Source organism: Acinetobacter sp. YH12052, assembly GCF_013419835.1.
Taxonomy (GTDB): domain Bacteria; phylum Pseudomonadota; class Gammaproteobacteria; order Pseudomonadales; family Moraxellaceae; genus Acinetobacter; species Acinetobacter amyesii.
The window spans coordinates 102,841-116,721 of sequence record NZ_VOZI01000010.1 but is presented as its reverse complement, the minus strand read 5'-3'; the positions used below and the strand labels follow the sequence as shown (position 1 = coordinate 116,721).

The 13,881-nt window shown below is 40.6% G+C and carries 12 protein-coding genes and 1 pseudogene; 7 read left to right on the top strand and 6 right to left on the bottom strand.

The window, feature by feature from the left end; genetic code table 11:
• Positions 1 to 35: 35 nt before the first annotated feature.
• Positions 36 to 1,118: a hypothetical protein gene (locus FTU06_RS09320; protein ID WP_180004250.1), complete on the top strand. Its 1,083-nt coding sequence runs from the start codon at positions 36 to 38 to the stop codon at positions 1,116 to 1,118.
• A complete protein-coding gene (locus tag FTU06_RS09315) occupies positions 1,118 to 1,444 on the top strand; it encodes an RnfH family protein (RefSeq protein WP_180004252.1) in 327 nt (108 codons plus the stop codon). Before FTU06_RS09320 ends, FTU06_RS09315 begins: the two co-directional genes overlap by 1 nt.
• 43 nt (positions 1,445 to 1,487) lie before the next feature.
• Here the strand turns inward: FTU06_RS09315 and FTU06_RS09310 are convergent, their stop codons facing one another.
• Positions 1,488 to 1,886, bottom strand: coding sequence for an outer membrane protein assembly factor BamE (locus FTU06_RS09310; protein WP_078193102.1), 399 nt, complete (start codon positions 1,884 to 1,886; stop codon positions 1,488 to 1,490).
• Between the two features lie 112 nt (positions 1,887 to 1,998).
• On the opposite strand from FTU06_RS09310, the gene fur reads away from it, so the two are divergent.
• Positions 1,999 to 2,436, top strand: a complete 438-nt coding sequence (fur, locus tag FTU06_RS09305) for a ferric iron uptake transcriptional regulator (RefSeq protein WP_078193101.1) — start codon at positions 1,999 to 2,001, stop codon at positions 2,434 to 2,436.
• A 78-nt stretch (positions 2,437 to 2,514) separates the two neighbouring features.
• Here the strand turns inward: fur and FTU06_RS09300 are convergent, their stop codons facing one another.
• The gene (locus FTU06_RS09300) at positions 2,515 to 3,636 is read right to left on the bottom strand and encodes a PilT/PilU family type 4a pilus ATPase (RefSeq protein ID WP_168379063.1); all 1,122 of its coding nucleotides are present in this window, start codon (positions 3,634 to 3,636) and stop codon (positions 2,515 to 2,517) included.
• Between the two features lie 27 nt (positions 3,637 to 3,663).
• Positions 3,664 to 4,701 (bottom strand): type IV pilus twitching motility protein PilT, encoded by a 1,038-nt coding sequence (locus tag FTU06_RS09295; protein WP_078190026.1) that lies wholly within the window; start codon positions 4,699 to 4,701, stop codon positions 3,664 to 3,666.
• 125 nt (positions 4,702 to 4,826) lie between these two features.
• On the opposite strand from FTU06_RS09295, the gene FTU06_RS09290 reads away from it, so the two are divergent.
• Positions 4,827 to 5,513, top strand: a complete 687-nt coding sequence (locus tag FTU06_RS09290; protein WP_180146212.1) for a YggS family pyridoxal phosphate-dependent enzyme — start codon at positions 4,827 to 4,829, stop codon at positions 5,511 to 5,513.
• Between the two features lie 193 nt (positions 5,514 to 5,706).
• Positions 5,707 to 6,507, top strand: a complete 801-nt coding sequence (locus FTU06_RS09285) for a thioesterase family protein (RefSeq protein ID WP_078193098.1) — start codon at positions 5,707 to 5,709, stop codon at positions 6,505 to 6,507.
• Between the two features lie 48 nt (positions 6,508 to 6,555).
• On the opposite strand, the gene FTU06_RS09280 is transcribed toward FTU06_RS09285, so the two are convergent.
• The 3 genes and pseudogenes from FTU06_RS09280 to FTU06_RS09270 form a co-directional block, all read right to left on the bottom strand.
• The gene (locus FTU06_RS09280) at positions 6,556 to 10,149 is read right to left on the bottom strand and encodes an AAA family ATPase (RefSeq protein ID WP_180004256.1); all 3,594 of its coding nucleotides are present in this window, start codon (positions 10,147 to 10,149) and stop codon (positions 6,556 to 6,558) included.
• 9 nt (positions 10,150 to 10,158) lie between these two features.
• Positions 10,159 to 11,412 (bottom strand): exonuclease SbcCD subunit D C-terminal domain-containing protein, encoded by a 1,254-nt coding sequence (locus FTU06_RS09275; RefSeq protein ID WP_168379059.1) that lies wholly within the window; start codon positions 11,410 to 11,412, stop codon positions 10,159 to 10,161.
• 133 nt (positions 11,413 to 11,545) lie between these two features.
• Positions 11,546 to 11,947: pseudogene (locus tag FTU06_RS09270) on the bottom strand (VOC family protein).
• Positions 11,948 to 12,091: 144 nt separating this feature from the next.
• Between FTU06_RS09270 and FTU06_RS09265 the strand changes: the two are divergent.
• Entirely contained in the window at positions 12,092 to 13,036 is a 945-nt protein-coding gene (locus FTU06_RS09265) for a GGDEF domain-containing protein (protein ID WP_078193095.1), read from the top strand.
• Positions 13,037 to 13,431: 395 nt separating this feature from the next.
• Entirely contained in the window at positions 13,432 to 13,881 is a 450-nt protein-coding gene (locus tag FTU06_RS09260) for an ABZJ_00895 family protein (protein ID WP_078193094.1), read from the top strand.

Sequence of the window (13,881 nt, the reverse complement as noted above, 5' to 3'; positions counted from 1 at the left end):
GCAAAATAGCGCTAGAATTTTCAAAGGAATTTGTCATGCAGGACAATGCGATGTCGAAATGGTTATCGCCACTGATGGCGTTCTGTTTATCTTTTATCATTATTGCAACTTTAGCACCGGTAACAGGTATTCAAATTGAACGTCAGCTAGATTTCTGGCTGTTGTGGCTAGGTACAATGCTTATTTTAGCTTTACCGCTATGTTATTTGGAAATTGCTTTAGCAAAACGTTCAAAAATTACAGCAGTTCAAGCACTGTCTTCGCTAACACGTGATGCGGATGCTTCACCCAAATGGCGTATAGTCGGTTGGCTTGCCGTAGTATTTATTCCATTTTTAGCAGGTGCCATGCTTTCAGCCGCGTCGCAATATGTGGCAATTTTTACAGCTAATGGCTTTGCCTATAGCATTATTTTGGCTGTCCTTGCGGTCATTGCATTTGCATTGTCGTTTGTACCACGCCAATTTTTAGTGATTTTGACCGCTATTGGTGTGATTGCTGCAGTAGTTTTAGCGAATGTTATGGGAACTGCCTTACCAGAGTGGAAAATGACTGCGCTCGAATTTAGTGAGTGGGGCAATGCAACTGTCTTGGCGCTCGTAGCAAGTGGTTTGGGGATGGGCTTGTATTGGCAGTCAAGTTTACCAGCCGTGAAGCAACAAGAGATTGCAAGCAAAACGGTATTTCCGATTTGGATCGCTCAACTTTTGGCAGTGGTTGCTTTTGCCTTTTTCGCAGCAAAAGCACAAGTATCTGCTTTAGCACTGGTTGTGGGTTTAGTCGCAGCTTCAGCATTGCTGATTCAAATGGCACGTGAACAATTACAACAACGCCAATTGGCCATAGTGGTGCAATGGGCGATTTTATTGGTTGCGGTTTTTGTATGGGCACTGAGCACTGTTGTTCCAGTATTTAATATTGCCTTGTTGATTTGGGGCTTAATTATTTGTCTGATTTATGCGATTTTCGCAGGTTGGATTATGAAGATTAGTCATCTACGTAAGTCAATGAACTTCAGTCATGAAACCTTTTATAATATTTGGCGTATTGCTGTACGTATCGTAGTGCCCTTGTCAATAATATTGGCATTGGTGGCTGTGATTGGGCAGTTATTCTAATGACAGCTCAGTTACAAGTGTGGGTGGCTTATGCGAGCGTGGAACAGCAGATATTAATTCCTCTAATCTTTAATCCCGGTATGACGGTTGAAGATGCTATTGTGCAAAGTGGCATTCGAAAACAAGTAGATTTACCAGAAGTATTAACACTAGGAATCTTCGGGGCGCGTGTAAGCGATTCATCTCAGTTACTTGAAGCAGGTGATCGTGTCGAAATCTATCGTGCATTAACCATTAATCCGAAAGATATTCGTCGTAATCGCGCCAAGAAAAATCCCGTTGGTCGTTATTGTCGAGGCAATCGTTTCAAACAATTGTACTTATAAAAAAAACCCCTAAATTTAGGGGTTTATTTTTATCTGAAAGCGACTATAGTGGTGGCGCAGTTAAAATCGCTTCTTTAGAACCTGGTAAGCCAGGTTGAGACTCTGGAATGGTTTCTAAGCCTTCAATTTTTTGAACGATACCGTTTTGGTCAAAGAAGATTTTTAAGTGTTGACCATGTGCAGCAGGAATCTTGGCTTTTTTAGCATATGTTCCTGGGGTATACTTATAAATGTAGTCCCAACGTAACGGATTCATTGGATCGGCAACAGTTGGACTACCTAGCAAAAAGCGAACTTGTTGGTGGCTCATTCCCACTTGAATTTTAGCCGCTTGTGCTTGAGTTAAAGGTGTACCTTGTGGAATATCAACTTTATAAACGCCCAAGGTTGAACAGCCTACGAGCAATGAAGTGACAAATAACGTCAGCATGATTTTTTGCATTTTGCTAAACTATCCCAAATTAATTATGATGCATTTGATCCAAGGATAGATCATACTGCATCTAAACTTTGTTGCATATTCCAACTTTAATTTTGTTGAGAGACCTTTTTTCATGCCTATTTCAAATCAAGATTTACGTAAAGCTGGACTTAAAGTTACACTTCCACGAATTAAAATATTGGAATTGCTTGAAAATTCAAGACAACATCACTTAAGCGCAGAAGATATTTATAAGACTTTACTTGAACAGGGTGAAGATGTGGGTTTAGCAACTGTGTATCGCGTGTTAACACAGTTTGAAGCTGCAGGTATTATTCAACGCCATCATTTTGAAAACAATCATTCTGTTTTTGAGATTATGCAAGAAGATCACCATGACCATATTGTGTGTCAAAACTGCAATAAAGTGGTGGAATTTACTAATGATGTGATTGAGCATGAGCAACATCAAGTGGCAGAAAAATTTGGTTTCCAACTTACAGGTCACTCATTAAATCTTTATGGCTATTGTGATGCGCCTGAATGCCAAGAAGCATATCGTAAAAAATAATCCGATGCGGATGAGAATGAATAAAAAACAGACTTCATGTGAAGTCTGTTTTTTATTTCCGAAAGCGTTTAAGCAAAATTAATGTTGACCATCAAAGGTAATATTTGAATTTGCACGCAGTAAATGCTCACCGCCTTCTTCAGACAATTTAATTTGTAGACGCAGGTCGTTCGGTGAGTCGGCATGTTTGAGCGCATCTTTGTAGCTAATTTGCTTGGCTTTATAAAGGTCATATAAGGCTTGGTCAAAGGTTTGCATACCTAGTTCACGAGAACGCTTCATCAGGTCTTTAATTTCATGCACTTCACCCTTACGGATTAAGTCTGAAATTAAAGGTGAGTTGATCAAAATCTCAATGGCAGCACGACGTGAATTACCATCAATGGTTGGAATCAACTGCTGCGCAACCATTGCTTTTAAGTTCAAAGACAAGTCCATGAATAGCTGACTATGACGATCTGCTTCAAAGAAGTGAATGATACGATCGATGGCCTGGTTGGCGTTGTTGGCATGCAGTGTTGCAAAAACCAAGTGACCGGTTTCAGCAAAGGCAATCGCATAGTCCATGGTTTCACGTGAACGAATCTCACCAATCAGAATCACGTCAGGTGCCTGACGTAGCGTATTCTTTAAGGCAACTTCGAAAGAGTCGGTATCAATACCCACTTCACGTTGGGTAATGATACAGCCTCGGTGTTGGTGTACAAATTCAATCGGGTCTTCAATTGTAATGATATGACCTTTGCTATTTTCATTACGATAGCCAATCAAAGATGCCAAAGAGGTTGATTTACCTGTACCCGTTGCACCTACGAAAATGATAATGCCACGTTTGGTCATCGCTAATTCTTTTAAAATGGGTGGTAATTTCAACTCATCCATCGTTGGAATAACGGTTTCGATACGACGCAACACCATACCTGGCTGGTCACGTTGTTGAAAGGCGCTGACACGAAAACGAGCAGATTTACTGGTATTGCTAATGGCAAAGTTACATTCGCGCGTATCGGCAAATTCCTTACGCTGTTTGTCAGACATAATCGAATGTAAGATTTGACCGACAGTCGGGCCCGGTAACTTAGTCGAGCCAATTGGCAAAATTTGCCCATTGATCTTAATCGAGGGTTCAACATCGGCTGTAATGAACAAATCCGATGCTTTTTTCTCCACCATATAATCAAGTAAGCCGTTAAAATCCATAACGATCGCCCCAAAAAAATAAAAAAATTACAAGAAAGATTCGGGTTGCTTCGCTGCAGTCCGTGCAGTCTGCGTACTAATAATGCCTTTTGCGACAAGATTTTTTAGGCTTTGATCGAGTGTGGTCATACCGTAGTTGGCACCCGTTTGAATCGCAGAATACATTTGCGCAACTTTGTTTTCACGAATCAAGTTACGGATCGCAGGAATACCAATCATAATTTCATGCGCAGCCACACGACCGCCACCATTTTTCTTGAGTAGGGTTTGTGAAATTACGGCTTGAAGTGATTCAGATAACATGGCACGAACCATGTCTTTTTCTTCAGCAGGGAATACGTCAATCACACGGTCAATGGTTTTTGCGGCAGAGGTTGTATGGAGTGTACCGAAGACCAAGTGACCGGTTTCAGCAGCTGTCAGCGCCAAACGAATGGTTTCAAGGTCACGCATCTCACCGACTAAGATAATATCCGGGTCTTCACGCAGTGCGGAACGAAGTGCTTCGTTAAAGCCGTGCGTATCACGGTGTACTTCACGTTGGTTGACCAAGCATTTTTTTGATTCGTGTACAAATTCGATCGGGTCTTCGACCGTTAAAATATGGTCATAACGGTTGTCGTTGATGTAATCAACCATCGCAGCAAGCGTGGTAGATTTACCCGAACCTGTTGGACCGGTCACCAATACGATGCCACGTGGATATTCACAAATATCTTTGAAGATTTGGCCCATGCCAAGATCTTCAATGGTTAGTACTTTTGAAGGAATGGTACGGAATACGGCACCAGCACCACGGTTTTGGTTAAATGCGTTCACACGGAAACGAGCCACACCAGGTACTTCAAATGAAAAGTCAGTTTCTAATTTTTCTTCGTAATCACGACGCTGTTTATCGTTCATGATGTCGTAAACCAATTTGTGCACTTCTTTGTGTTCAAGAGCAGGAAGGTTAATACGACGAACTTCACCATCCACACGAATCATTGGTGGCATACCAGAAGATAAATGTAAATCCGAAGCGTTATTTTTGGCAGCAAAGGCCAATAGTTCTGTAATGTCCATAAAATCCCCGAGATAAAAATTAAATCTTAATTATTTTGATAGAATAATAAGGCTTTCCCACAGCTTAACCAACACTTAGTTGCAGGGCAATGCAAAAAAAGATGAATGAAATGAGAACCCCGTCAATGAATAAACTTCAAGAAGCACGAAATCAAGTCTTGCAGCAAATTGAGCAGGCTTGCCAACTTGCGGGTCGACCACAGCAATCGGTTGAATTGTTGGCTGTATCTAAGACGCATCCTGCTGAAATGCTAAGAGAAATGTATGCAACGGGGCAACGCTCATTTGGTGAAAATTATCTGCAAGAAGCGCTTGAAAAAATTGAGGCTTTGGCAGATTTAGAGATTGATTGGCATTTCATTGGTCATGTACAGCGCAATAAAACCAAACATTTGGCTTCAAACTTTGCTTGGGTGCATGGGGTAGACCGTTTGATTATTGCGGAGCGTTTATCAAGCCAGCGAGAAGCGACGCAAGCACCTTTGAATATTTGCCTACAAGTCAATATTGACGCGCAAGATACGAAGGATGGCTGTCAGCCGAATGAAGTAGCAGATTTGGTCGCACAGATTTCTACGCTACCGAATTTACGCTTACGTGGATTAATGGTAATTCCTGCTCCAAACAATCCGCAAGCGTTTGTTGATGCCAAAGTGCTCTTTGAGCATGTCAAAGCACAGCATACGAAACCTGAGGATTGGGATACCTTAAGCATGGGGATGTCAGGTGATATGACAGATGCGATTGCTGCGGGTTCAACGATGGTTCGCGTGGGGACAGCATTGTTTGGCGCACGTGATTATTCAAAATAGGACAGAAGATTCAGCCTGCTTTCAAAAACTAGGCTTATAAAGTGTAAGCACAGCAGATAAATTTTCACAATAGATGAAACCTATGGGTTCAAAGTGAGCCTTTTAATTTGAACTTTCCATTAAAGTTGAGTACAAAATAATCAGGATGTTTTTGATATTGAAGTAATTCACACTTGGACAAATAGGGAAGTTCATGACGGCATATTATCAGTTGATTCAACGCGACGTAGATGCGCAAGGCTGTGTCACGGCACATTACCATTCGACCAATTTAGCACAAGGTGCATGGAATGCACATGAGCAACACATGGCACCAGCTACAGGCATTATTTGTGCTGAATTAGACCGTTTTTCACCACGTCATGATATGCGTATCGGGCGCATTAGCCTCGATATTTTGGGCTTAATTCCTGCTGGCGAGTTTGAAATAATCACGCAAGTGATTCGTCCGGGAAAAACCATTGAACTGATTGAATCTGAAATGCGGGCTCAGGGCAAAACCTGCATTGTGGCACGCACTTGGCGCATGATGACGCAAAATAGCCAGTCCGTGAAAGGTTTGGAGGATGCTGATGTGACTGGGCCAGAAACTGCGCCGATTTGGGACGGTATCCGTCAGTGGCCGGGGGGATATATTCAGTCGATTGAAGCAAGAAGCCATGGGCGCCGTGCAGGTCAAGGCATTGTGTGGCTGAGAACACAGCATGACATGGTTGAAGGTGAGCCGACTGCTGATTTTGTCCGTTTAATGGGCATGGTTGATACCGCCAATGGTATTGTTCCGCGTCAGGATTGGCCATTTGGCTGGGGCTTTCCAAATCTGGATCTACAAATCCATTTGCACCGTTTACCACAGGGACAGTGGTTAGGTCTGGAAACCGTGCAGCAGTATGGAGCGGATGGTGTTGGTTTGAGTAGTTCTGTATTGCATGATGTCCATGGCCCATTTGGGCGTAGTGAACAGATTTTAACGCTACGTCCACTCGGGACGTAATGATCTAGAGAATCAAAAATTATAAAGCCTGCTTTAAGCAGGCTTTTTTTAAGATACGATTTGGATGGTGCTTGCACCTGCTCCGACAGGATTGACTTGAATTTGCACAGGGATTCGTTCGTGCATTTCTTGAATATGCGAGATCAATACTACTTTACGGCCTTGGTTTTGCAACTGATCTAGAGCATTCATGACCATGTGTAGACTTGAGGCATCTAGCGTGCCAAATCCTTCGTCAATAAATAGGCTTTCGATTTTCGTTGTTCCTGATGCCATGCTTGCAATGGCTAAGGATAAAGCGAGTGCTGTTAAGAACGACTCACCACCTGAAAGCGAAGAGACAGAGCGAGTTTCGCCATCCATGTCATGATCGATAATGGCTAGACTTAAGGAATTTTCAAGGCGCTTTAAGGTATAGCGCTGTGAAAGTATCGCCAATTGCTGGTTAGCATACTCGATTAAAATATCAAGGTTATATTGCTGCGCCAAATCACGGAACTTCTTGCCCGTTGCATCGCCCATTAAGCTCGAAATTTTATTCCAACGATGTTCTTCAGATTGGATCTGTTGAATCTGATCGGCAAATTGTTTTTGTTTGCTGAGGTTAGAAAAATGAACATCTAACTTACTTTTAAGTTGATCTCTAAGTTCTTGCTGTTCTGCAAGGGCTTTAAGATTTAGTGCAATGACACGCTCGATTTGTAAAATTTGTATTTCAGGCTGTGTTTTTAAATGCTGTTTCAACGTTTCTTGAATAGCCTGAATACCTGCTTGAGCATCTGAATAGGCACGTTCTGCATTTAAAACACGCTGTTTAAGCTGCTGTTCTTGTTCATATGAAATTGCACTAAGTTGCGCTAACAGCGTTTCACTAAATTCTGAATTTTGGCTCATCCATTGTTGAAGCGTATTTTCAACATGCCTCATTTGAGTGACTAATTGTGTTTGCTGGGTGAGGTATTCTTTTAAGCGACTTTGACTGGTTTCAAAGGCTTGACGTACTTGATCGAATGTTTGACGAGCCTGATTGAATCTCGTCTGTAACAGTTGTCTGTTTTGGTCAAAATCATTTAACCAATCATGTGGTTTTTCAACTTGTGTTTGGGTCATCTCAAAAATAGTTTGAATCGCAATATCACTATTTTTTTTGCCCTCAATTGTTAAATTTTCAATTAGATTTTGAGCCGTTTGAATTTTTTCCTGACTAAATTTAATTTGTTGCTGATAGTGCTCAAGCTGTTGTGAAGTTTGATTATATTGAGTATTTAACTCGTGGCGTTGCTTTAAGTAATTTTGACGTTGTTGTAGTGTGTGATAAATCTGTTCAGCCGCGCTTAAAGTCGACTGTTCCCATAATTTTTTTTCTACGTCATTCAACACAATGAGAATATGCTGAATATTGATTTCAGCTTGTTGCACACTGGATAAGTGCTGTGTGGTTTGTTGAATTGAAGTTATGAGTGCATGACTTTGTTTTTGAGCATTTTCATGTGAAATTAAGGCATCTTCAGTTTGTTTTTGCGCTTGTTGTGATTCATTGATTCTTGTCTGAATCAGTTGCGCCAAGGCTTCATGCTGATGTGAAAAATCAAAAGAAATATTTAGAATATTTAATTGTTGTTGAAGCGCATTTTTTGCCTGATCAAGTTGTATTTTTAAGGTCGCTAGCTGTTGCGCATTGGCATCCATTAACGCGGTTTGCTGAGTGGAGGTGGTTTGTAATTTTTGCCAAGCTTCGAAAGCCACTTTTTCCAATGCAAGTGCTTGTTGTTCTTGTTGCGTTTGTAGTTTCAGTAATTCATCAGAAAAAGCTTCTTTTTCTGAATAAGGATGATGGGTACTTCCACAGACTAAACACGCTTCGCCATCGACCAAATCTGCACGCAATTTTTCAATATTTTCCGTATTCAGTAAGCGCTGTTGTTGCAACATGTGTTGCAGTTTTTCACGCTCATTTTTCTGCGTTTGATAGGTAAGTTCGGCCGTTTTTAGCTGCGTATGACTTTGTTTAATTTGCTGAGCTAGTGTACGTTTCACCGTCATGAGATTGGTGTTTTCAGCATCAATATTTTGGAAGCTTTGCCATTGTTGCTGAACAACATTGAGCTGATTTAATTTTTGTAAAAGCTGGTCACGTTCGTAACGTAGTGATGAAATTTTCTGATTGAGCGCATCTTCTTGCCCAAATGTTTGCGTTAATTTTTCAAGTTGTTTTTGTTGTGTCTGTAATTGTGTATTGGCTTGTTGCACATTGCCATAATTTTTTTCAAATTGTGCATAACTTTGAATAAATCGTTGAGTCTGTGTGATATGCGCTGAAAGTGCATCATCGAGTGAGGCAAAGTGATTTGAACTTTCTAGCTGTGCCGTGTGTTGAGCAATATTGGTTTGCAGTTGCTCAAGCTGTTCCTTCATCTGTTTTTCATTGTTGATATGCGGAACAAGTTGGTTTTCAATCTCTTTAAAATCACCTTGCGCTTTGCGTAATTGATCTACCAATACAAGACGTTCAGCAATCCGGTCACGCACCAGTTTAATTTTGTCTTGATGTTGAATCTCAAATTGATGCTGTTGTTTTTGTTCTGTATCTATTTTTTCAAAGATGGTTTTTTCAGCATTGAATTGTTGTTCAATCTCTGAAAAATGCTGTTGTGCATGTGTCAATTGCGGCTGTAATTGTGCAATTTCAAGCTTGATATTTTTTTGTTGAATTACACTTGGGCGTATAGATGAAAAGCGTTCAAGTTGTTGCAGTTGTAGCTTTTCAGGCGCAAGTGCATCAAGTTGTTGTTGCTGATTTTGTAGTTGTTGCTGACGTGCTTGCACATCAGTTTCGTATTTTTGCTTTTGTTCATACCATTGTTGATTTTTTTCGAACGCTGATTTTTCTATTTCCAGCTTTTTATATTCTGTAGAAACCGTATTGAATTGATTCGTGGTTGTTATTAGATCTTCATCAGACAATATTTCAATATGTCCTAAAACATTTTCCAGCTCTTTACGCTGATTGGCAATTTGTTTAGTTTTTTCAAAGGCCAATTGACCAATTTTTCCGAAAATACTGGAATTGGTCAGATATTCCAATAGCTCGCCACGTTCATTATCACGCGCTTTTAAAAAAGCGGTCACTTCTGACTGAGCCAGTAAAACAGCACGAGTAAATTGCTCAAAACTGAGTTGAGTAATGCGTAAAATTTGGCTCTCAACCGCTTTAGTTTTATCTGCAACGACACTGCCATCCGTTAAGCATTTCAGTGAACGCTGTACGCTTTGCAATTTGCCATTTGGGTTTTCACGGGCACGTTTAATTTCCCAACGCGCTGAATAGACTTTTTGGTCTTGGGCAACAAAGCTGAGCTCGGCAAAGCCTTGACCTGTGCCACGGCGTAATACGGTTTGCGGTGAGTTGGTTGGCAACTCTGAACCATCGATATCGATCAGTTTACCATCGCTGTCTTTTAAACGTGGCACACGATTAAACAGCGCCAAACACATGGCATCTAAAATGGTTGATTTACCTGCACCAGTTTTGCCAATAATTGCTACTAAGCCTGCACTGGCTAAAGGCTCAGATTCAAAATCAATAAAATGTTCACCCGCTAAAGATGCCAAGTTTTTAATACGTATAGATAAAATTTTCATGGCAATTCCTTAAGCGTTCACATCATCTTCAAGTGATTTTTGTGCTTCATCGACCAAACTTAAAAAATCTTTCATTACGGTGTCATCAGCACCATAGCCTTGTTTTTCCCAAAGGTTTTGGAATAATTTTTCAGGCGTAGGTGGATCAAGGTTGATTGCGGCTTGTTGCTGATTATTTTGATCTGAGTTTAAATAACGGCGGCTGATGCGCACCAACCGATAACGGTTCGGCGCTAAAGCCTCTTCAAACTGCTGTCTTAAATTAGGTGCAGGCGGGGTGTCGGTATGGTATTCAATTTCGACATATTCACGCTGATCAATATCTTCAATTTCACCGCTCGCCAAAGCAGATAATTGTGCCAAAACTTCTGGAATTGTGCCTTTGATGCGATGCAATTGCACACTGCGCGGAATTGCTAAGGACCCCATTTGAAAGCGTGATTCATCTGTTTGAGTTGGATCAATACTGATCTCAAGCACTTGGTGCTTATAATTAATTTCACTAAATGACAGGGGAATCGGTGAGCCGCTATAACGGATATGGGTCTGTGCGACTTTTTGCGGTTTATGCAAATGCCCAAGTGCGACATAGTCAATTACATCATCAAATAGGGCAGTCGAAAGCGCTTCTTCATTGCCAATAATAATCGGGCGCTCTGAGTCCGACGTTTCACCGCCTTGCATGTGGGCATGTGACATTAAAATTAAGGCTTGATCTGAAGTTTTACGTGCTTTGGCTTCCGCAATTAATTGCTGATGCACATAGGTAATAGCGTTTTGGCTATTGGTGGTTTGATCATTGAATCCGGTGATCTCGGCAGCCCGTAAAAAAGGTAAGGTTAGACACCATGCCACAATATTTTTGTGTTCATCATAAATAGGCACGAGTAATCGGTCTAAATCGAGCTGACCTTCAGTATTTTTATGGACCACGCCAACAGCTTTGGCATGGTATTTTTCTAATAATGGCTCAACTTGTTCAATACGGTAACCTGAGTCATGATTGCCTGCGATCATCAGGGTTTGCATGTGCGGGGCACGCACATGCGCATCGGCTAAAAATTGATAGAGCTGTTTTTGCGCTTTGGAAGCTGGGTTGATGACATCAAAAATATCGCCAGCTATCAGCAGGGCATGCGGCTGCTTTTGTTCTATTTGTTCGAGTAACCAATGAAGAAACTGTTCGTGTTCGTAGTCACGTGAGTGGTTATAGAAGAATTGTCCTAAATGCCAATCAGAAGTATGAAAAAAACGAACAGTCATGCAAGCCCCCAAAAATCAAAAAAATTGATTGGGGTCTAAAGTATCACAGATGTTCACATTTTCGAGGGTGATTAATCATTCATACGTCAAACTAAGTCGTTCTCGACAGTTACAAGGTCATCAATCTAAGCTGTTACTGTGCATTTGAATCGACTTGTACGAGGCCAAAGGTATTGTGGTCTGGGTCTAAGAAATAGCCTTGCCAACATTGACCAGGAATCGCAAATTTTTCCATGGCAATTTGACCACCCTGCGCCAAAATTTTCTCAGCGATATGGTCGAAATCTTCAACTTCAAAACTACAGGTAAATGCATTGGTGCCGCAGTGCGTTGGTGGAGTCTGAGCAGGGCGCTCTAAGAGGCCACCATGAATGCCTTGAGTTTCAATACGGAAGTATTGAATCGGTAGCCCTTCAACTGGGATAAATGACCAACCAAAAACGGCAGAATAATAGACAACTTAACGCTTGGTATCAGAACTTTGAATTTCAAAATAGTAGGCTGGTTCATTGTTGTTATATTTTCTTTGAAGGATTACACGTTTCAAATAGTAGAGATCTGAAATTAGGTTAAAAAATACCAAGAACTAGGAATATAAAATGTTGTTCTAATCCTGTATATAGGTGAATTATTGTACAGCGGGTATATTGCCTGCATTTGGGGTAGCAGGAGATGCAACATGCCAAATAATCCTTTTGATGAAGAAAAACTTGCAAATAGTATGGTGTATAAGACTTTATTAGAGTCTACATTAGCCATTCCTTGGTGTATTGATTGGGACAGTAAAACATTTAGTTATATTGGACCGCAAATTGAAAAGTTACTCGGTTGGAAACAAAGTAGTTGGAAAACGGTAGATGATTGGGCATCACGTATGCACGAGGAAGACCGTAATTATGTACTGAATTATTGTGTTTCACAGTCTATGGCTGGTATAGATCATGAAGCAGATTATCGTGCACTTAAAGAAGATGGTTCATATCTTTGGATACGTGATGTTGTTCATGTCGTGCGTAAACCAAATGGTGATGTAGATTGTCTTGTCGGCTTTATGTTTGATATTTCCGAGCGGAAAAAACAAGAGGAACAACTACAAAAATTGCAACGTCAGCTCGAAGAATATTCATATAAAGATGGCTTAACTGGTATTGCAAATCGACGTTTGTTTGATGACTTTTACCAGCGTGAATGGTTAAACGCAATCCGCACGCAAAAGCCGCTGAGTTTAATTTTGATCGATTTAGATTATTTTAAACAATACAATGACTTGAATGGTCATGTGATTGGGGATACATGTCTGCGTCAAATTGCTAAAAGTTTGGAATCTTGTTGTACACGACCTCGTGATTTAGTTGCGCGTTTTGGTGGCGAGGAATTTGCTTGGATTTTACCAGAGACCAATGAAGCCGCAGCAGCAGTGATGGCCGATAGAATTATGGATGCCGTGCGTGCTGCACGATTACCGCATAAAGCCTCTGCAGTGTCGGAACTCGTCACACTCAGCATGGGGGTAAAAACCATTATTCCTTCAGATCTGGATAATCCAATGCAATTTCTGGATCAAGTTGATAAAAACCTTTATGTAGCCAAAAGACAGGGGCGTAATCGCTACTGTGCTGCATAACATAGATTTGCAGTTGTGAATTATTTTAAAGTTGCATAGATTTTTCAGTCAGTCGATATTTTATCGGCTGATTTTTTTGGGGTGTAGAATATAAAAATTAAATGCTGAATACATAAGGCACAAAATAAAAGACCGACGATTCGAGTGATGATGAAATCGTCGGTCAAAAAATCGATTTCAAATTTAAGTCATGGCTGCTGTTCATACTTAAATTCAAAATGAAGCTTATTGCTTTTAAAAAGGTCACCGAAACATTGTGGATGCCGTCCAAATCATCGGTTGCTACAGACCTTGTACCCTATATAACGTAGCCGTTTACAGATTGGTTGACATGAAAATGAAAAAAAATGCATTTTTTTTTATACTAGGTGTCAACTTCTTCTTGGGTTAGGGTCATGGTGTCTTTAACACGTTATTTTTTATTGTTTTTTTTCATTTGTTTAATCATGACCTGTATTTGCGGTGTGATCGCTGCATTATTGCCACAGGGTGTGGGTGGTATTTTAACGGTCGTACCCTATCTGATTGCCATGATCGTGGTGTTATTTCGGTTTTTAAATAAAAATCAGAGAGCACCGACACAGGCAGAACGTAAAAAATTTACCCTAGGTTTTAGCCTGATTTTTTGGTTATATAATTTAGCTTTTGTACTTTTGGGTATCGCAATTTTTTCAAGAAAAGATCCTGAAATTTGGCAAAATTTAATGCTCTATGTTCAACATCCTCAGTTTATGAGTTTAATGGTGATCATGTTATTACTGATGGCTATCCCTTTGTATTTAATCACCTATTGGTTTTATGGTCCGCAAGCACAGCGGATGGCTGCTCAAAAGTTTGGCGCATAA